The sequence below is a fragment of the Nocardia sp. NPDC006044 genome (assembly GCF_042871115.1).
In the GTDB taxonomy this organism is placed as follows: Bacteria; Actinomycetota; Actinomycetes; order Mycobacteriales; family Mycobacteriaceae; genus Nocardia.
This window is the reverse complement of the sequence record NZ_JBIAID010000005.1, coordinates 329,263-347,386: the sequence shown is the minus strand read 5'-3', so window position 1 is coordinate 347,386 and position 18,124 is coordinate 329,263. Positions and strand designations below refer to the sequence as shown.

At 68.4% G+C, this 18,124-nt stretch carries 20 protein-coding genes; 4 read left to right on the top strand and 16 right to left on the bottom strand.

The genetic code is table 11. The features are described 5' to 3' along the window. Nucleotides 1-23: 23 nt before the first annotated feature. Nucleotides 24-1,676 (top strand): type VII secretion protein EccE, encoded by a 1,653-nt coding sequence (gene eccE, locus ACFYO1_RS37740; RefSeq protein WP_387242387.1) that lies wholly within the window; start codon nucleotides 24-26, stop codon nucleotides 1,674-1,676. A 199-nt stretch (nucleotides 1,677-1,875) separates the two neighbouring features. Here the strand turns inward: eccE and ACFYO1_RS37735 are convergent, their stop codons facing one another. After that, nucleotides 1,876-2,436, bottom strand: coding sequence for an NADPH-dependent FMN reductase (locus ACFYO1_RS37735; protein WP_387242385.1), 561 nt, complete (start codon nucleotides 2,434-2,436; stop codon nucleotides 1,876-1,878). 3 nt (nucleotides 2,437-2,439) lie between these two features. Here ACFYO1_RS37735 and ACFYO1_RS37730 point away from each other — a divergent pair, with 3 nt between their 5' ends. Together ACFYO1_RS37730 and ACFYO1_RS37725 are read left to right on the top strand one after the other, a co-directional pair. Further along, a complete protein-coding gene (locus tag ACFYO1_RS37730) occupies nucleotides 2,440-3,219 on the top strand; it encodes an NAD(P)H-binding protein (protein ID WP_387242383.1) in 780 nt (259 codons plus the stop codon). Nucleotides 3,220-3,300: 81 nt separating this feature from the next. Next, on the top strand, nucleotides 3,301-4,317 hold the full coding sequence (locus tag ACFYO1_RS37725) for a GAF domain-containing protein (RefSeq protein ID WP_387242380.1): 1,017 nt from the start codon (nucleotides 3,301-3,303) through the stop codon (nucleotides 4,315-4,317). Between the two features lie 10 nt (nucleotides 4,318-4,327). Here the strand turns inward: ACFYO1_RS37725 and ACFYO1_RS37720 are convergent, their stop codons facing one another. Beyond that, nucleotides 4,328-5,338, bottom strand: a complete 1,011-nt coding sequence (locus ACFYO1_RS37720) for an NAD-dependent epimerase/dehydratase family protein (RefSeq protein WP_387242377.1) — start codon at nucleotides 5,336-5,338, stop codon at nucleotides 4,328-4,330. Nucleotides 5,339-5,371: 33 nt separating this feature from the next. Next, nucleotides 5,372-6,181: an S-methyl-5'-thioadenosine phosphorylase gene (locus ACFYO1_RS37715; protein ID WP_387242374.1), complete on the bottom strand. Its 810-nt coding sequence runs from the start codon at nucleotides 6,179-6,181 to the stop codon at nucleotides 5,372-5,374. A 170-nt stretch (nucleotides 6,182-6,351) separates the two neighbouring features. On the opposite strand from ACFYO1_RS37715, the gene ACFYO1_RS37710 reads away from it, so the two are divergent. Beyond that, nucleotides 6,352-6,675, top strand: coding sequence for a metal-sensitive transcriptional regulator (locus tag ACFYO1_RS37710; protein ID WP_387242371.1), 324 nt, complete (start codon nucleotides 6,352-6,354; stop codon nucleotides 6,673-6,675). 94 nt (nucleotides 6,676-6,769) lie between these two features. Here the strand turns inward: ACFYO1_RS37710 and ACFYO1_RS37705 are convergent, their stop codons facing one another. The 13 genes from ACFYO1_RS37705 to infA form a co-directional block, all read right to left on the bottom strand. Next, nucleotides 6,770-7,678: a TAXI family TRAP transporter solute-binding subunit gene (locus ACFYO1_RS37705; protein ID WP_387242368.1), complete on the bottom strand. Its 909-nt coding sequence runs from the start codon at nucleotides 7,676-7,678 to the stop codon at nucleotides 6,770-6,772. 340 nt (nucleotides 7,679-8,018) lie between these two features. Continuing rightward, nucleotides 8,019-9,449, bottom strand: coding sequence for a sensor histidine kinase (locus ACFYO1_RS37700; RefSeq protein WP_387242365.1), 1,431 nt, complete (start codon nucleotides 9,447-9,449; stop codon nucleotides 8,019-8,021). Between the two features lie 13 nt (nucleotides 9,450-9,462). Further along, nucleotides 9,463-10,122: a response regulator transcription factor gene (locus ACFYO1_RS37695; RefSeq protein ID WP_387243147.1), complete on the bottom strand. Its 660-nt coding sequence runs from the start codon at nucleotides 10,120-10,122 to the stop codon at nucleotides 9,463-9,465. A 50-nt stretch (nucleotides 10,123-10,172) separates the two neighbouring features. After that, nucleotides 10,173-11,624: an MFS transporter gene (locus ACFYO1_RS37690; RefSeq protein ID WP_387242362.1), complete on the bottom strand. Its 1,452-nt coding sequence runs from the start codon at nucleotides 11,622-11,624 to the stop codon at nucleotides 10,173-10,175. Between the two features lie 203 nt (nucleotides 11,625-11,827). Next, a complete protein-coding gene (locus ACFYO1_RS37685; RefSeq protein WP_387242359.1) occupies nucleotides 11,828-12,658 on the bottom strand; it encodes an LLM class F420-dependent oxidoreductase in 831 nt (276 codons plus the stop codon). A 64-nt stretch (nucleotides 12,659-12,722) separates the two neighbouring features. Continuing rightward, on the bottom strand, nucleotides 12,723-13,619 hold the full coding sequence (gene truA, locus ACFYO1_RS37680) for a tRNA pseudouridine(38-40) synthase TruA (protein WP_387243144.1): 897 nt from the start codon (nucleotides 13,617-13,619) through the stop codon (nucleotides 12,723-12,725). 102 nt (nucleotides 13,620-13,721) lie between these two features. Further along, complete coding sequence (rplQ, locus tag ACFYO1_RS37675) at nucleotides 13,722-14,261, bottom strand: 50S ribosomal protein L17 (protein ID WP_387242356.1); 540 nt, start codon at nucleotides 14,259-14,261, stop codon at nucleotides 13,722-13,724. 49 nt (nucleotides 14,262-14,310) lie between these two features. Further along, nucleotides 14,311-15,369: a DNA-directed RNA polymerase subunit alpha gene (locus tag ACFYO1_RS37670; protein ID WP_014981770.1), complete on the bottom strand. Its 1,059-nt coding sequence runs from the start codon at nucleotides 15,367-15,369 to the stop codon at nucleotides 14,311-14,313. A 102-nt stretch (nucleotides 15,370-15,471) separates the two neighbouring features. Continuing rightward, on the bottom strand, nucleotides 15,472-16,077 hold the full coding sequence (gene rpsD / locus ACFYO1_RS37665) for a 30S ribosomal protein S4 (RefSeq protein WP_150404164.1): 606 nt from the start codon (nucleotides 16,075-16,077) through the stop codon (nucleotides 15,472-15,474). Nucleotides 16,078-16,098: 21 nt separating this feature from the next. Further along, nucleotides 16,099-16,512: a 30S ribosomal protein S11 gene (gene rpsK / locus ACFYO1_RS37660; protein ID WP_040731638.1), complete on the bottom strand. Its 414-nt coding sequence runs from the start codon at nucleotides 16,510-16,512 to the stop codon at nucleotides 16,099-16,101. A 10-nt stretch (nucleotides 16,513-16,522) separates the two neighbouring features. Further along, entirely contained in the window at nucleotides 16,523-16,897 is a 375-nt protein-coding gene (gene rpsM / locus ACFYO1_RS37655) for a 30S ribosomal protein S13 (RefSeq protein ID WP_014981767.1), read from the bottom strand. Between the two features lie 217 nt (nucleotides 16,898-17,114). Beyond that, a complete protein-coding gene (rpmJ, locus tag ACFYO1_RS37650; protein WP_011207363.1) occupies nucleotides 17,115-17,228 on the bottom strand; it encodes a 50S ribosomal protein L36 in 114 nt (37 codons plus the stop codon). A gap of 306 nt (nucleotides 17,229-17,534) precedes the next feature. After that, complete coding sequence (gene infA, locus ACFYO1_RS37645; RefSeq protein ID WP_003418601.1) at nucleotides 17,535-17,756, bottom strand: translation initiation factor IF-1; 222 nt, start codon at nucleotides 17,754-17,756, stop codon at nucleotides 17,535-17,537. Nucleotides 17,757-18,124 lie beyond the last annotated feature (368 nt).

Below are 18,124 nucleotides of genomic sequence, written 5' to 3'. Positions count from 1 at the left end.
CACCGGGTACTTGGGGGACGACGATGGCGGAACCTGCCGGGGCGGGACCACGGCCGCTCCTTGGCCGAATCTCGCTGCAGAATCTGTTGATTGCGCAGGTCATCGGCTTTATCGCAGGGGTAGTGGCGTTGATCGCCGGGCTGCAGCCGCTGATCGCGCTCGGGGTGGGCATCGTCGTCGCGCTGATTCCGCTGATCCCGATCGCCAAGCGCACGGTGCTGGACTGGATCGCCACCTGGTGGCGCTACCTGACCAAACGCGAATACACGATCGGCCAGACGGTCGACTTCCGCGGCACCGACGGGCGCTCGCTCGGGCTGTATTGGGAGGGCAGCCGAGTGGTCACGGTCGTCGAGGTGCTCGCGCCTCCCGGTGGCCTGACCCGGATCGCCCGCAACGCCGTGCACGCCTCGCATCTGCTTCCGCTGCCGGAACTGGCGAAATGCCTCAACCAGCACGACATCCTGCTCAGCGGCATCGACATCGTCAGCCACGGGCACCGCAGCCGGTCGGGCACGCCCGCGGGCAAGATCTACGAATCGCTGCTCGGTCCGCTGCCTGCCACCGCGCATCGCACCGTGTGGCTGGCGATCAGCTTCGACGCGGTCGCCTGCCCGGAGGCCGCTGCCCGGCGCGGTGGCGGGGCGGAAGGCGCGTCGCGCGCGGTGACCATCGCGACCCAGCGCATCATGCGCGCGCTGGAGGACGCCGACTGCAACGCCCGGATCCTGACCGCGCCGGAAATCCGCAAGGCGGTCCTGCAGATCACCAGTGGTTTCGACCCGCGCACCCTCGAACATCGCTGGCGCTACGCCGAAATCGGCAACAGTGTGAACATCGGCATGGCCGTGGATCCGAAGCGGCTCGGCTCGGACCTGCTGGCGCAGTTGTGGGTCGCTCCATCGCGCGGCACCACGGTGGCGGTGCGGCTGCGGCCGGGAAGCTCGGCCGAGTCGGTGAGCATCGGCGCCGCGTGGCGACTGACCGCGCGGGAGCTGCCGGAGCGCAGCAAACTGGCAGGCATGGTGTCGATGAACGGACGGCACCGCGACGGGCTGCTCGCGCACCTGCCGCTCGCCGTGCCCGGCGTGGACGCCACCGTTCCGATGAGCGAGTACCCGATCGACGTGATCGACGCCTTGCACCTGCCCTCCTCGGGGTGCGGTCAGCTGATCGGCTCCGACGACGAAGGCAACGGCGTCGCGGTCCGCATCGTCGGCGCGGGCATCTCGACGGTCTACGTGGCCGGGGAGCTTTATCTCGCACAGCAATTGGTGTTCCGCGCGCTCGCGGTCGGCGAACGCATCCTGATCCGCACCGACCGCGCGCACGCCTGGGAAAACCTCGTCACCACCATCGGCAACCCGGAGCGACTCACCCTCGCGGTCGAAACCCACCAGTCCGACGCGGGTTTCACCGCCACCGTCGTCGACGGCGTCCTCGCCCCCGCACCGCACGCCGGCGTCACCACGATCTATGTCACCGGCGACCCGATGGGCTGGCCGGCCACCCGCCCCGACCTGTCCATCCACCAGCCCGGAGCGATCGGCAACCACGTCATCCTGCGCACCGGCACCGCCCAGGTCGACCTCACCCTCGTCTCCATCCCCCGCGAAGCCACCTACATCGGCCACCCCCGTGGCCGCCGCGGCGCCCCGGTCAGCGCCAACGGCTGACCCCGCGCAGTTCTCGTCCGGTCGCGCACCGATTCACCAGCAATCTGGCGCGCGGCCGCACAATCTGTGCGCCGCAGGTGCATTGAACGCTCGCATCGGATTCGGTTGCACCCGTGGGAGGCAGAGTGGGTGCACCGCCGGGGGATTTCGCGGAGACTTGTGGCGACAGGGGCCGCCCGCATCGCGTTTCGCGCACGGGCTAACCCGGGTAGGGGTCGGCTGTTCGGGCTGCACGCAGAGTTCTTGCCCACCAAGCCAACTGGCGGAGCATGCGGGCCGAGGCGTCGATGGCGGCGCCGTCGTGCGTGTCGCCGGACGCGTCGAATTGTCGCTTCGCCTGATGGAAGCTGACGGTTTCGCGGATCGAGACCATGTGGATCTCGGCTACCACCTGGCGGAGTTGCTCTACCGCGCGTAACCCGCCGGAGAGTCCGCCGTAGGAGACGAAGCCGATGGGCTTGGCACGCCATTCTTGTTTGGCAGTGTCGAAGGCGGTCTTCAAGGAGGCCGGGTAGCCGTGGTTGTACTCGGAGGTGATGGCGACGAACGCGTCGGCGGCGGCCAGGCGGGCGCGATAGGCGGCGGCCTCGGGGGTGTCGGTGAGGTCGGCGGGCAAGTGGGTGTCGGCCAGATCTATGACGCCCGTATCGAACTCGGCATACGTGCCTACTGTGCGCAGGAACCAGTCGGCGACCACCGGAGCGAACCGCTCCGGACGTACGCTGGCCACGATTACCTCGAGTCGCAACGGAGTGTCCACCGCGTGAGCGTAACGGGCGCGGCCGGGCGAAGGCCGTCAATAGACTGCCCGTGGCCGGAGCGATCGCGGCACACGCCCGGTGCGGCGAAAGGAAGACACCGCCCGGCGACCATGGCCGAGGCGCTCGACGGCGTGCGCGCGCTGTTCCTGCTGCCGGGTTACGACAACCAGGCAGACCTGCTCGACCGCGCGAAAAAGGCCGGAGTGCAACGGATTGCACTGCTGTCGAGCGCTTCCGCCGCGCTGCAGGATCTGGACAACGCCGTCTCCCGCTACATGACCCTGTCCGAGCGGGCGGTGCGCGAATCCGATCTGGCGTGGACGTTCCTGCGCCCGCGCTCGTTCATGTCGAACGCGCTGCGCTGGCTCCCCCAACTCGCGGCCGGCGACGTGGTGCGCGTGCAGTTTCCCGACGTCCGGGTCGGCGCGATCGATCCCGCCGACATCGCCGCGGTCGCCGCACGGGCTCTCACCGGCGCGGATCTGGACGGCCGGATCCTGGAATTGACCGGTCCGCAGGCACTGCTGCCCGCCGACCAAATCGCGGTGCTCGCAGCGGTTCTGGACCGGCAGCTCGTCGCGCACGGACTCACCACCGAGGAGACCAAGGCCGAACTGGCGGCCACCATGCCGCAGCATTACGTCGACGCTTTCCTGAACTTCTTCGCCGACGGCGCCTTGGACGAGGAGACGCTGTACCCGACCGTGCGAGAGATCACCGGACGCGCGCCGCGCACCTTCGAGCAATGGGCCCGCGCACACGCGGCCGACTTCGCTCACTGACCGCGCAAACGGACCCCTCGCGCGGGTCGTGCGGCCGAATCAGGCACGATATGGCCTGGCTATCAGCCTGACCGTGGCATAGTGTTCGACTCGGGAGGGGGATTCGTGATACTCGGGCGCTGGCTGCTCATCGAGACGCTCGGCCACGTCGACACGTGGTCGCTGCTCGCCGTCGGCACGGCGCCGCGTGAATGGAAGTCGTTCCAGCGCGCGGTTTCCACGCGACTACAGCCCCTCGTCGCCACCGCCTACACCACCGGTTCGAGTATCGACCAGCAACTGCCGCAGTCCCGGCACAACTGGTCGGGCCAGCGCATCCTGGTGGTCCCGCTGCACGGACCGGACGACCGCGTCCATGCCGTGCGCCTGTGGGTCGGCACCGGCGAGCCACCGCCGCCGGTCGGGGTCGCCGCCTTCGGCGTCGACGCGCGCGCCCGGCGGATCGAGGCCCGCCCGCACGATCTCGGACCGCATTTCGAGCCCGACCACGTCGTGTGGATCGGCGCGGAATCCTTCGAGCTGATCGAACGATTCGACGGCGCACTGGATCTCGTCGCCACGCTGGCCAGGTCGGAGCCCGGCGACCGGTGGTTCGACACGGCCACCGTGCGCGCCAGGACCGGACCGCGCACGCTGTTGCTCGCCGCCCGCAACCCCGACGAGAACCGGTACCGCTGGCTCGGCGTGGCCGTCGACGTCACCGACAGCGTTGCACCGCAACGGAAATCATTCGAAGCGGCAACCCTGGACCTGCTGCGCGGCGCGCAACCGAACCTCTACCTGGCCATCGTCGACCTCGCCCAGGTGCGGCTGGTCCGCTGGGTCACCGAGCCCGTGCCCGGCTTGCGCTGGGGGCGCGGCACCGACGAGCGCACCGTGCCGCACCCGGCCGACCGGCATCGAATAGTCCGCGCCCGCAATGACATCCGGTCCGGCGCCGAACGAGTGACGATCCCCGGAGTGCGCATGGCCACCGACACCGGCGACTGGCTCGTCGCCGACCTGGCCGCGTCCCCGCTCCCCATCGGCACCACCGGCACACCGACACCCGAATTCGCCTTGGTACAGCTGGATGTCGTCGACTGGCCGCACCGCTGACCGAAGCCGGTCAGCCGGCCGTCGCCCGCACCGGCCCCGCCGCGAACTCGGCGAGCCCGACCCTCGGCGCCACGATTGCGGTGAAACCCAGTGTCCGCCTGGCCCGTTCGGGATCGGCGACGAAATGCCGCACGTCACCGAGCCGGTACTGCCCGGTGACGATCGGCGCCGGACCGCCGCACGCCTTGGCCATGGTCGAGGCGAGCTCCCACAGCGTGATCGGCCGCCCCGACGCGATATTCAGCGGCACGAACCCGGGCAGCGCCTGCTCGACCGCCGCGAGCACCGCCACGGCGGCGTCGCGCACATGCACGAAATCCCGTACCTGCCCGCCGTCTTCGAACACGTGCGGCGCCCGGCCCTCGTCCAGCGCGGCCCGCACCCGGCCCACCATTCCGGCCCGCGCGCCCTCGCCGTAGACCTGATGCAGGCGCAGTGCCGTCACCGCGCCGCCGACGTTCAATCCCCAGGCGAAGGCGTAGTTCTCCTGCGCGACCTTGCTCGCGCCGTAGCTGTCGCGCGGGCGCAGCGGCGCGTCCTCGCCGACCGGCTCCCAGGTCAGCAGGTCACCGGTGCGGGGCGCGCGATGATCGAACATGCCCCGATCCAGATCCGCGCGCCTGCGCAGTCCAGGGAAGAACGGCCCGCCGCGAGCGCTGCGGTAGCGGCCCTCGCCGTACACGGCGATCGAGGACGCGAGCACCAGCCGGCGCACCTTCGCCCGCTCCATGGCGCCGAGCAGCGCCGCGGTGCCGAGATCGTTGTGTGCCGCGAAGTCGGCCGGGCCGCCGGCGGTGACCGCGGCCAGATGGCAGACCACGTCGATGCCCGCGAGCAGCGGCACCAGCGCGTCGGCGTCGCGCACGTCCACCCGCGCGACGCCGTCCGGCGGTTCCGCGTCCGGCCCGTGCACCGCGGCGAGCATCAGGTCGATCGGGACAACCTCATGCCCGGCGGACGACACGGCTTTGCACACGCGTGTTCCGAGGAAACCGGCCGCGCCGGTGATCAGCACTCTCATTCACCGCACCCTTGTTCGGCACCCCCGCATGGGTCAGGGTAGCTCGAACGGCAGCGACACCCCGGTATGAACGCGGCACCGATCGCAGGTGTCGGTCTCGGTGACCGCGGCGACCGAGCGCCGGATCAGGTCCTTGAACGGCACCAGATTGCGCTTGAACTCGGCGAACACGTCGACCGCGTGCACGCCGCTGCCCTCCTCCAGGCCCGCGTCCAGGTCGGTCACCAAAGCGACTGCGGCGTAGCACATCTCGAGTTCGCGGGCGAGCACGGCCTCGGGGTGGCCGGTCATGTTCACCAGGTCCCAGCCCTGCCCGGCGAACCAGCGGCTCTCGGCCCGGGTGGAGAACCGGGGGCCCTGCACGACGACCATCGTGCCCGCACCCTTCATCGGCAGCACGTCGTCGGCGGACTTGATCGTCGCGGTGCGCAGGTCGTCGCAGTACGGGTCGGCGAACGAGACGTGCACGCCGCCACCGTCGAAAAAGGTCTGCGGACGACCGGAAGTCCGGTCCACCAGCTGATCCGGCACGGCGACCGTGCCGGGACCCCAGTCCGCGCGCAGGCTGCCGACCGCGCACGGCGCGAAGATCCGGCGCACGCCGAGCGAACGCAGCGCCCACATGTTGGCCTGGTACGGCAGGGTGTGCGGGGCGAATTCGTGATTCTTGCCGTGCCGCGGCAGGAACGCGACCGGACGCCCCTGCACCTCACCGACCGCGATCGGCGCGCTCGGCGCGCCGTAAGGGGTTTCTACTTCGACGTTGGTCGCCTCGTTGTCGAAGAAATCGTAGAAGCCGCTGCCGCCGATGACGGCGAGCGCGGGCTTGGCATGCGAACTCATGCACTGATTCTCTCGTCTCGACGCGACGGGCGCTCGAGGGGGACCGAAACTCCGGACGACCGGCAGCTCGAGCCTTGCGGGCGCTCGCCTGACAAGCGGGACAGAAAACTGTACCCTAGGGGGGTATTAATCCGGTTCGCCCGCCGACCGGCAGCCAGCGAGGAGACACGGTGACCACGACCCCCCAGGACCACACCGCGCACGATCATGCCGCGCACGGCTACATCACCGCGAAGGACGACTACCTCAAGCGGCTGCGTCGCATCGAGGGGCAGGCGCGCGGGCTGCAGCGGATGGTCGAGGAGGAGAAGTACTGTATCGACATCCTCACCCAGGTCTCCGCGATGACCAAGGCACTGCAGGCGGTCGCGATGGGGCTGCTCGAAGACCACATCAGTCACTGCGTGGTCGACGCCGCGGTCGCGGGCGGCCCCGAGGCCGACGCGAAGATCAAAGAGGCCACCGACGCGATCGCCCGGCTGGTCCGCTCCTGACCGCAACGCGGGCGCACAGGCCTTTGACACACACACGGGTGTCAGTGCGGCGAGTCGGTGTGCGGCAGATCAGAAGGTGTGCGGCTTCGGTGAGCTAGCCGTGCCAGCGGCGGTAGACATCGGCGGCGCCGGGGTGCAGCGGGACGGGCGCGGTGCCGATGAGCGAGCGGCCGTCGAGGAACTGCGTGCCCGCGGCCTCGGTCGGCACCAGCGAGTCGGCCTGGTAGACCAGTAGCTCGACGATCGACGCGGCGACGTCGCCGGGCATGGACGCGGCGGCGAGCAGGAAGTTCGCCACTCCGATGGTGTGCACAGCGGCACCGCCGGGATAGGCGTCGGCGGGGATCTCCACCCGGTCGTACATCGGCCCGAACCGCTCGCGCATCGGCACGGCCAGTTCGCCCATGTCCACCAGCCGCATGCGTTTCGGGATCTCCAGCACGCTGGTCGGGACGCCGCCGGCCCACAGCAGCGCGTCCGCCTCCCCGGCGATCAACTCCGCCACCGCCTCCCGCAGCGGGCGATGCGAAACCTGAACGTCCACTTCGGGATCCAGCCCCGCGACCCGCAGGATCCGGTCACCGGTCGAGGCCGCGCCCGATCCTTCCGCGCCCAGACTCACCCGTGCGCCACGCAACTCCGCGACGCTCCTGATCGAGCTGTCCGAGCGCACCACCAGTTGCAAGTAGTTCTCGTACACCCGGCCGAGCGCCACCTGGTCCGTCGTGTCCCGCACCGAATCCGACAGTGCCAGAGCCGCATCCGCCTGGCCACGCGCCAGTAGGGTCAGGTTCTCCTGCGATCCCGAGGTGATCACCCGCTCGATCCGCACCTCCCCCGATCGGGCCGCGGCGGCGGCGAGCAATCCGGCGAACGCGTAGTAGAACCCGCCGATCTCGCCCGAGGCCAGCCGCACGACCGGCCCGCCGCCGCTCGGCCCGCACCCGGCGATGCTCGCCGCCGCGGTCACGCCGCCCAGCGCGAGAAAACCTCGCCGACCCATCCTCACACCGACGCCTCGCATTCGCCCGAGGTGCCGAATATCGCTCGCGCCAGCGGATTCCGTTCCAGCGACCAGGAACGGGTCCGCGCTTTCACCGGCTGCCGCACAGAGCATGGATCGCTCGACGCCACAGTGAGAATTCCGGGCCGACCCGCACTCTGTCCTCCACGCTCCGCCGAGTGCGGTAGCGAGGTGCGGCGCGGCCGAGCGCGTTCGTGACAGCACCGCGCCGGTCGGCTCGAGCGCTCCGCCCAGGGGCCTTCGTGGCTTGCCTGGCAAGGCTGTATCGGCCGATCGACGTCACGGCCAGAATTTCGCGCCGACAAGTTCCGAGTGTCTGTCATGCGTGCTCCGCCGCTGGTAACCGGACGTGCACGGCGAGACCATGCGGGGAACGCGCTGCCACCGTGAGGGTACCGCCGCGAGCCTGCGCGAGGGCCGCGGCGATGGGGAGGCCGAGGCCGGAGCCGCCGCTGGCCGCCGTGGAGCCGCGGAAGAAGCGGGTGGTGAGCCGGTCGAGCTCGCCGGGCGGAACACCGGTTCCGTTGTCCTGCACGGTGAGCGTGACCCAGCCGGGCGCGGCGGCGACGGTCAGCACCGTGCGCGAACCCGGCCCGGCGTAGCGGGACGAATTGCTCAGTGGCACATCGAGGATCTGCGCGAGCACATCGGCGGTCACCGCGACGTCGGCGTGGTCGGCGGACGGGCTGACGTACAGTTCCTGCCCCGCCGCTTCGAACGCCGAGTGCCAGGCGTCGAATCGGTCGGCGACCACTTGGATTGCGTCGCAATGGTCTTCGGCCTCCGCCAGCTCCGCGGCGTGGAAGGCAGCGGGAGTTTCGGCAGAGGCGAGGGCGAGCAGGCCATCGAGCAGTGCGGTCAATCGTTCGACCTCCGCGCTGGCGCTGCGAAACGTGCCGGCCGCGGCGCCGGGTATTGCGTGCTCCAGCGAATCGAGCCGAATCATCAGCGCCGCCAACGGGTTCCGCATGGCATGGGCGGTATCGGCGACGAGCTGGCGTTGCGCGTCCACCGAGTCGGCCACGGCCAACGCCATAGCGTCGAAAGATTCCGCGACAGCCCGCATTTCGGGCGGGCCGCCGTGGTGCCTGGCGATCGATACCGGATGTTTAGCGGCAACCGTCTCCGCCCGCGGCTTCGGCAGGGTCGCGGTGAGGTCGGCGACCGAGTGCGACAGCGCCGCCAGCGGACGCAGCACCCAGCGACTCAAGGTCAGGGCGAGCAGGGTGAACAGCGCCATCGCGACCGCACCGCCGAGCCCGATCAACGCCCAGGTCCGTGCGATGTCGGCGCGCGCACGCGCGGTCGACGCCTCGATCACCACCGCGCCGCTGACCTGCACTCCGGTACCGACCGGGCGCGCGACGAGCATGGTCCGCGCACCCCACGGCGTCAGCTGATCCACCGCGTGCGGGCGCTGATTACGCCGCGCCGCGGCCACCGCGGCACCGATCCCCGGGTCGTCCAGGTTCGCGCCGCCGTTGGCGGTCGTCGCGCCCTTGGCATCGACCACCAGCACGTTTTCGCCATAAAGCTCGTGATAGCGTCCCACCTCGTCCGACAATGCCCGGCTGTCACCCCCGGTCGATGCGGCCGCGGCCAGCGTGGCGAACCGGTCGGCGTCGCCGGAACGGGCGAGCACCAGCTGCTGGGTCCGGCTCGTCGCCACCGTCAGCGAGAGCGGGACGGCGAACGCCAGCACGGCGATCGCGGCGAACACGGTCAGCGCGGTGAGCAACCGGCGCCGCATGCCCTGCCCCTGATCACTGTCCCCACCGATACCCGTATCCGCGAATCGTGGTGATCAGCCCCGGCCGATTCAGCTTGGCGCGCAGGCCGGTCATGTGCACGTCCAGCGACCGGGAGACCGCGACGAACGCGTCGCCCCAGATCCGGTCCATCAGCTGCTGCCGGCTCACCGCGGCGCCCGGCCGTTCGACCAGGGCCTGCACCAGTTCGAATTCCTTCTGCGTCAACGTGATCGGCGCGCCGCCCACCTCGACCGCGCGCGCCTGGAGATCCACCCGCACATCCCCGGTGACCACCACCTCCTGCGCCGGTTGCGCCGCGGCCGCCGCGCGCCGGGTGACGGTTTCCAGCCTGGCCATCAACTCCGCGATCCGCGGCGGCTTCACGATGTAGTCGTCCGCGCCGCCGCGCAGCCCGCGCACGATCGACCGTTCGTCGCTGCGCGCGGTCAGGATGAGCACCGGCACCTGACTCACTTCGCGCAGCTGCCGCAGGATCTGCAGGCCGTCCGCATCGGGCAGGCCGAGATCGAGAATCACCGCGTCATAACCGCGGTGCGCCGTCAGCAGATCCGCGCCGCGTCGCTTGCGCTCGGCCCGGTAGCCCCGGGCGTTCAGCGCCTCGACCAGCGCGTCCCCGACGCCGTCGTCATCTTCGACCACCGCAAGCCGCACGCGCCGATCGTCCCACAGTGGGGCGATCGGCGCGGGCGCCAGGCCGATGCTCACGCAGTGGTCAGCCGGTGTTCCGGTGCGGATGCCCCGGTTTCGGCGGTGGTTCCCTCGGCGTCGATGGCCGACGAGGCCGAGGTCTCGCGCATGAAGAAGTATGTGACCAGCGAGATGAGGATGCATCCGGCGACGTACCAGAAGTACACCGACTCGTGGTTCGCCTTCTTCAACGCCAAGGCGATGGTCTCCGCGGTACCACCGAAGATCGCGACGGTCAGGGCGTACGGCAGGCCGACACCGAGCGCGCGGATCTTGGTCGGGAACAGCTCCGCCTTCACGATGGCGTTGATCGAGGTGTAGCCGGTGATGATCACCAGGGCCAGCATCATCAGCGCGAACGCGGCGAGCACGTTCGTGGTGTGCGCGAGCACAGTCATGATCGGCACGGTCAGCAGCGTGCCGGCGACCCCGAAGAAGATGAGCAGCTTGCGCCGCCCGATCCGGTCGGACAACGCGCCTGCCAGCGGCTGCAGGACCACGAACACGAGCAGGGCGATGAAGTTGATCCACGCGACCGTGCCCTTGGAGATGCCCGAGGTGTTGATCATGAACTTCTGCATGTACGTCGTGTACGTGTAGAACGCGACCGTCCCACCGAGCGTCAGCCCCATCACCAGCAGGCACTCGCGCGGGTATTGCAGCAGCATTCGCAGCGAACCACGCGCGGGCGGCGGCTTCGGCTCGCCCCGCCGCGCGGCGGCCGCTTCGGCAGCCTTGTCCCTGCCGTACTGGTAGGCGTGCTCCGCGATCCCGTCGGTGATGAAGACCCGGTTCTCGGGATCCGCTGCTGCCGCCCGGAACTGCTCGGACTCGTCCATGCTGCGCCGCAACCACATGACGAGGAGTGCGCCCGCCGCACCGATGAAGAACGGAATCCGCCAGCCCCAGTTGTTCATTTCCGCGCTGGTCAGGAACTGCTGCAGGATGATCTGCACGCCGAGGGCGACCAGCTGGCCTGCCACCAGGGTGACGTACTGGAAGCTCGAGTAGAACCCGCGCTTGCCCGAGGAGGCAACCTCGGACAGATACGTCGCGCTGGTCGCGTATTCACCACCGACCGAAAGACCTTGCAGCAGCCTGGCGATGAGCAGAATGGCCGGCGCGGCGAGGCCGATGGTCTGGTAGCCGGGTGTCACCGCGATCAGAAGCGAACCCGCCGCCATCACCGTGACCGACAGCGTCAGCGCCGACCGGCGGCCGAACTTGTCGGCATACCGGCCGAGCAGCCACCCGCCGATCGGGCGCATCAGGAAGCCGACGGCGAACACGGCTGCGGTGGAGAGCAGTTGCGCGGTCGGATCGTCCTTGGGGAAGAACGTTTTCGCGAAGTAGACGCTGAACGCCGCGTAGACATACCAGTCGTACCACTCGACCAGGTTGCCGATCGATCCGCGAAGCACATTCGCGACGACCCGCCGCTCGCTCACGGGCTGTGTCGTAGTCACAAGATCTCCTTCTTCGACGCATCAGCGCGTCAGCCGAAATCGAGTGTGTCTGCTGTCACAGCCCGCAGGGAACAGTCCCAGCCGCTTCCTAACAGTCCCTTAGGACGATCGCTACCCGAACTTCCCCTGGTCACCACCGGTACAAGATCGCACCCCGCACAAGGTTTCTCGACCAGGCGCGGGGTGCGGACAGTTGGGGTTGCTCAGCTGTGGGTGTTCAGGAGGGGGGCCAGGGTGCGGAGGGCGGAGATGTAGTCCTCGTTGAGGACCTGGATGGCGACGTGGTTGCCGCCGGCTTCCAGGTGGGCGTTGAGTTGGGCTACTACCTGTTCCGGGGTTCCGTGGGCGATGACGGCGTCGAAGACGCGGCCGCCGGGGGTGGCGAGTTCTTCGTCGGTGAAGCCGAGCCGGGTCAGGTTCGAGGCGTAGTTGGTGAGGCCGAGGTAGAAGCCGACGATGCCGTCGGCGAGCGAATGTGCTTGTTGCGCATCGTCGGTCAGGACGACCTTGTGTTCGGTGGCGATGAACGCGTCCGGTCCGAGCGTCGCGCGGGCCTGCGCGGTGTGCGTGGACGGGACGAAGTAGGGCAGCGGGCCCGCCGAGCGTTCCGCGGCCAGCTTCAGGACCCGCGGGCCGAGGGCGGCGACGGCGCGGCGCTCGACCGGGACGCCCAATTCATCCAGCTCGTCGAGGTATTCGACCAGCGCGTCGTAGGGCTTGCGGTATTCACCGGTGTGCTCGGGATGTCCGGCGCCGACGCCGAGCAGGAAACGACCCGGGAACCGCGCCTCGATCCGGTGGAATGACTCGGCGGCCTGCTTGGCCGGCGAGGACCAGATGTTCACGATGCTGGTGCCCACGTTGATGGTCTCGGTCGCCTCGAGCAACGGCTCGACGGTGGACAGATCTGCGGGCGGCGAGGACCCGAGCCAGAGCGTTCCATAGCCGGATTTCTCCAGCTCCTGCGCGTCTTCCGGGGTGAACAGGTTGTACGCCCGCCACACACCGAACCGTCCGAGGCCGTCAATTGTCATGCACTCCGGAACCACCCCGCCGCCGTTCCTATTCCGCCTCGGCGAAATCCCGGAGGTGCGCGATTCAGCTCCCGCAGCACCCTTCACCGGCGGGCACCGTACGCACCTCTCTGGTCTGTGCGTTCCGGGCGGCCAGGTCGGCATCGGCGGGGTAGTCGACCGCGACCAGGCTCAGTCCGTGTGCGGGGGCGACGGTGACCGAGCTGGCACGTTCGGTCTCGGTCAGCAGCGATCCGGCCCATTCCGGGGTGCGCCGCCCCTCCCCCACCGAGAGCACGGCGCCGACCAGACTGCGGACCATGGACCAGCAGAACGCGTCCGCGCTGACGTAGGCGGTGAGCAGATCACCGTGCCGGGCCCAGTCGAAGCGCTGGAGTTCGCGGACCGTGGTCGCGCCCTCGCGGCGGCGGCAGAACGCGGCGAAGTTGTGCAGGCCCAACAGCTTTCCCGACGCGGCGCGCATGGCCTCGAGATCGACGTCGGGCCGGCAGGCGACGATGCCGCGCGCATGCAACGGCTCGGCACCGTAGCGGGCAGTGGTCAGCCGGTACACATAGTGCCGCCGAATCGCCGAGAACCGAGCGTCGAATTCGGGCGGAGCGGGCCGAATGTCCTTGATCCGCACGTCCTTCGGCAGGAACCGCGCCATCCGGTGCACCAGCTTGTCGGTATCCACCTCGGCGGTCGTATCGAAGTGCGCGACTTGCCCTTCCGCGTGCACGCCGGCGTCGGTGCGCCCGGCGACGGTGAGCTGCACCGGTTCCCGGAACACCTTGCTCAGCGACTCCTCCAGCACACCCTGCACGGTGCGCAACCCGGGCTGGCGCGCCCAGCCGGTGAAATCGGTTCCGTCGTAACTGATGTCGAGCCGGAAGCGGGCAGCCGGGCGTGCGCCGACGGCGACCGGCACCGAATCCTGCTCCGGTCCAGCCGAATCCGACGACGGGGCGGCCGGCAACATCGAATCCTGCGCGCTCACTTCGATCTCCTCGTCAACGAACGAACCCGCCGACCCGCGATGCGGGCGGCGGGCTCGTTCACGAACTCCGACGTAGACGCGACCTCAGGCCTTGTCTTCGTCCTTCTTGTCCTCAGCGGTTGCATCGGCAGCCGGAGCCTCGACCTCGGCGGTCTCGGCCACGGCCTCGTCAGCGGTCTCCTCGGCAGCAGCCTCGGCGGCCGGGGCCGTGTCGGCCTTCTTGGACGACGCGACCCGGCGGGCGCGGTCGGCCTCGTTGGTCACGGTCTTTTCGCGGACCAGCTCGATGATGGCCATCGGCGCATTGTCACCCTTACGCGGCAGCGTCTTGGTGATGCGCGTGTAGCCGCCTTCGCGACCCTCGAACGAGGGGCCGATCGTGGCGAACAGCTCGTGCACGACGTCCTTGTTGCGGATCACCTTGAGCACCTCGCGACGGTCGGCCAGGGTGCCGGCCTTCGCCTTGGTGACAAGCTTCTCGGCGTAGGGGCGCAGCGCCTTGGCCTTGGACTCGGTGGTCGAAATTCGACCGTGCTCGAAGAGCGCCGTCGCCAGATTGGCGAAGATCGCCTTCTGGTGCGACGCCGACCCGCCGAAGCGAGCACCCTTCTTGGGCTTGGGCATGGTTTGTTCTCCTTGTGTGAGGCCGGGCCGGGGTGCCTACCCCAGCGGCCTAGAGCTGTTCGGTCTCGGCGTAGTCCTGCTCGCCACCGTCGGTGTCACTGAACGTGCCGCTGTCGCTCCACGTTCCGGTGCTCGCGTCGTAACCCACCACAGACGAAGGATCGAACGACGCCGGGCTGTCCTTCAGCGAGAGGCCGAGCGCGTGCAGCTTGACCTTGACCTCGTCGATGGACTTCTGGCCGAAGTTGCGGATGTCCAGCAGGTCCGACTCGGTGCGGGCGACGAGCTCGCCCACCGTGTGCACGCCCTCGCGCTTGAGGCAGTTGTAGGACCGGACGGTGAGGTCCAGGTCCTCGATCGGCAGGCCGAACGAGGCGATGTGGTCCGCCTCGGCCGGCGACGGGCCGATCTCGATGCCTTCGGCTTCGACGTTGAGCTCACGGGCCAGGCCGAAGAGCTCGACCAGGGTCTTGCCCGCCGAGGCGAGCGCGTCCCGCGCGCTGATGGAGTTCTTGGTCTCCACGTCCAGGATCAGACGGTCGAAGTCGGTGCGCTGTTCGACACGGGTGGCCTCGACCTTGTAGGTCACCTTGAGCACCGGCGAGTAGATCGAGTCCACCGGGATCCGGCCGATTTCCGCACCGGACGCCTTATTCTGCACGGCGGGGACGTAGCCACGACCGCGCTCGACCACGAGCTCGATCTCCAGCTTGCCCTTGTCGTTCAGGGTGGCGATGTGCATGTCCGGGTTGTGGACGACGACACCGGTCGGCGGCACGATGTCACCGGCGGTGACGGTGCCGGGGCCCTGCTTGCGCACGTACATCGTGACCGGCTCGTCCTCCTCCGAGGACACGACCAGGCCCTTGAGGTTCAGGATGATGTCGGTGACATCTTCCTTCACGCCGGGAACGGTGGTGAACTCGTGCAGCACGCCGTCGATACGAATGCTCGTGACCGCGGCCCCCGGGATGGAGGACAGCAGGGTACGCCGAAGCGAATTGCCCAGGGTGTAACCGAAACCGGGCTCGAGCGGTTCGATGGTGAACTTCGAGCGGTTCTCGGCGACGACCTCTTCGGTCAGTGTCGGACGCTGTGAAATCAGCATTTAGGATCATCCTCCTGTTTGGGCGCCCGCTATTTGACGCCTCGTTTTAGGGGTTGTGTGTGGTCCATCCATCCGATGGACCACACACCGTGTAGCAGCGTGTTACTTCGAGTAGTACTCGACGATCAGCTGTTCCGAGAGCGGCACGTCGATCTGGGCGCGCTCGGGCTGCTGGTGCACCAGGATCCGCAGGCGGCCCGGGATGACCTGGAGCCAGCCGGGAACCGGACGGTCGCCGACGGTCTCGCGCGCGACCTGGAACGGCAGCGTGCCCAGCGACTTCTCCTTGACATCGATGATGTCGTACTGGGTCACCTGGAAGCTCGGAACGTTGACGCTCCGGTTGTTCACGGTGAAGTGACCGTGGGAGACCAGCTGGCGAGCCTGACGACGGGTACGAGCCAGACCGGCGCGGTACACGACGTTGTCCAGACGGCACTCGAGCAGACGCAGCAGGTTGTCACCGGTCTTGCCCTTGAGGCGGTTGGCCTCTTCGTAGTACCGGCGGAACTGCTTCTCCATGACGCCGTAGGAGAAGCGAGCCTTCTGCTTCTCCTGCAGCTGGAGCAGGTACTCGCTCTCCTTGATCCGCGCGCGGCCGTGCTGGCCGGGCGGGTAGGGGCGACGCTCGAACGCCTGGTCGCCGCCGACGAGGTCGACGCGCAGACGACGCGACTTGCGGGTGATGGGGCCTGTATAACGAGCCATTTGTTATCTGTTCCTTTCCCGCTAGACGCGACGACGCTTGGGCGGACGGCAGCCGTTGTGCGGTTGAGGGGTCACATCGGAGATCGTGCCGACCTCGAGGCCCGCGGCCTGCAGCGAACGGATCGCGGTCTCGCGGCCCGAACCCGGGCCCTTCACGAAGACGTCGACCTTCTTGACGCCGTTCTCCTGCGCCTTGCGGGCAGCGTTCTCGGCGGCGAGCTGCGCGGCGAACGGGGTCGACTTGCGCGAACCCTTGAAGCCGACGTGGCCCGAGGACGCCCAGGAGATGACGTTTCCGGCCGGGTCGGTGATCGACACGATGGTGTTGTTGAACGTGCTCTTGATGTGCGCGTGGCCGTGCGGGACGTTCTTCTTTTCCCGGCGACGCGACTTCTGGGTCTTCTTGGGGCCGGAGGCCCTGGACTTCGGAGGCATCGGTTATCCCCTACTTCTTCTTGCCGGCGACGGTGCGCTTCGGGCCCTTGCGGGTGCGCGCGTTGGTCTTGGTGCGCTGACCACGCACAGGCAGGCCACGACGGTGGCGCAGGCCCTGGTAGCAGCCGATCTCGATCTTGCGACGGATATCGGCCTGCACCTCGCGGCGCAGGTCACCTTCGACCTTGAGCTCGGGCGAGCTCTCGATGTAGTCACGCAGCTGCGTCACCTGGTCGTCGCTGAGGTCCTTGCTGCGCAGGTCCGGGCTGACGCCGGTGGCCGCGAGGATCTCCTTGGAGCGGGTACGGCCGATGCCGTAGATGTAGGTCAGCGCGATCTCCATGCGCTTTTCGCGCGGGAGATCGACGCCCATGAGACGTGCCATGTGGCAGGTTCCTTCGGTTGCGGAGGTCTGCTCCCTGTCCGTTCCCCTCGTCTTGTGTGGGGCACCGGCCTCCGTGCCGGTGGTTGGCGCACACGCCTTCCGGGCGAACCCGGAATACCGCAGCGTGCGGCTGGAGCTGGGAGTTCTTCTGTAGTTGGCCAAGCCGATCAGTGATCGGTGCCCGGCTGGTGATCGATGAGGCGCTAGCCCCGCTTGATCAGCCCTGGCGCTGCTTGTGGCGCAGGTTGTCGCAGATCACCATGACCCGACCGTGACGGCGGATCACCTTGCACTTCTCGCAGATCTTCTTGACGCTCGGCTGAACCTTCACGTCCGTCCAATCTTGTTGTGGTTCACACGGGTGTGAACACAGTTTTTCCCCGGCCCACTGGCCGGGGAAGTCTGTTGCGCCGCTCTTTCGAGCGACAGTCCACCCTACCGGGTGCACCTCTCACCCAGTCGGGCGAGGTCCAGGTCAGCCCCTCGACGACGAATTCCCTACCTTGTCGGGCACGGCATCCGGTCGGGGGTCCGGGGGCGAAGCCCTCCGGGCGGGGTGTGGGGGTTGCACCCCCACAAAGCACGATAAGTAATCGACTCCGGCGAGCGCTCTCCGCGAGCAGACCTCCCCCGGCGATTACTTATACCGGTAGACGATCCGGCCGCGTGAGAGGTCGTAGGGCGACAGCTCGACGACCACGCGGTCCTCGGGGAGGATACGAATGTAGTGCTGCCGCATCTTCCCGCTGATGTGCGCGAGAACCTTGTGACCGTTCTCGAGCTCGATCCGGAACATCGCATTGGGCAGCGGCTCGACAACTCGACCCTCGACCTCGATGGCCCCGTCTTTCTTCGCCATGTCCTCCGCGATCCCGGTTACGCTCAACCTGGTTTGTTTGGCTTGTTTCTGCTTACATGGATCTGTCGGTCGAAGTGACCGCTAAACACACAAACAGTCGGCGCATAGGTGCACCGCCGCTCCAGCTTACCGGTACCGGATGGTTCCGGCAAAAATGCCCCGCGCCAGCACCTTCCGTCAGTACGCTTTCCGCCCCGTTCAGAGCACGAAATCTGGTGCCGCAGGGCCCTGGCCTCCTGCCCGGCTGCGGCGCCGGGATGTCGCGTAAACTGACCGCTGTCCAGGTAACAGGGTCGAGCAGATCGAGGGGGATGCCGTGAGGGAGCGCAGCGAGCGAACCTCGAACGCAGCGCCCACGGGTATGACGG

Coding starts and splice junctions, on each gene's coding strand:
- eccE (WP_387242387.1), top strand. CDS start 24: ATGGCGGAACCTGCCGGGGCGGGACCACGGCCGCTCCTTGGCCGAATC.
- ACFYO1_RS37720 (WP_387242377.1), bottom strand. CDS start 5,338: ATGAGAGTGCTGATCACCGGCGCGGCCGGTTTCCTCGGAACACGCGTG.
- ACFYO1_RS37715 (WP_387242374.1), bottom strand. CDS start 6,181: ATGAGTTCGCATGCCAAGCCCGCGCTCGCCGTCATCGGCGGCAGCGGC.
- ACFYO1_RS37705 (WP_387242368.1), bottom strand. CDS start 7,678: ATGGGTCGGCGAGGTTTTCTCGCGCTGGGCGGCGTGACCGCGGCGGCG.
- ACFYO1_RS37700 (WP_387242365.1), bottom strand. CDS start 9,449: ATGCGGCGCCGGTTGCTCACCGCGCTGACCGTGTTCGCCGCGATCGCC.
- ACFYO1_RS37685 (WP_387242359.1), bottom strand. CDS start 12,658: ATGACAATTGACGGCCTCGGACGGTTCGGTGTGTGGCGGGCGTACAAC.
- truA (WP_387243144.1), bottom strand. CDS start 13,619: ATGTTGCCGGCCGCCCCGTCGTCGGATTCGGCTGGACCGGAGCAGGAT.
- rplQ (WP_387242356.1), bottom strand. CDS start 14,261: ATGCCCAAGCCCAAGAAGGGTGCTCGCTTCGGCGGGTCGGCGTCGCAC.
- ACFYO1_RS37670 (WP_014981770.1), bottom strand. CDS start 15,369: ATGCTGATTTCACAGCGTCCGACACTGACCGAAGAGGTCGTCGCCGAG.
- rpsD (WP_150404164.1), bottom strand. CDS start 16,077: ATGGCTCGTTATACAGGCCCCATCACCCGCAAGTCGCGTCGTCTGCGC.
- rpsK (WP_040731638.1), bottom strand. CDS start 16,512: ATGCCTCCGAAGTCCAGGGCCTCCGGCCCCAAGAAGACCCAGAAGTCG.
- rpsM (WP_014981767.1), bottom strand. CDS start 16,897: ATGGCACGTCTCATGGGCGTCGATCTCCCGCGCGAAAAGCGCATGGAG.
- infA (WP_003418601.1), bottom strand. CDS start 17,756: ATGGCGAAGAAAGACGGGGCCATCGAGGTCGAGGGTCGAGTTGTCGAG.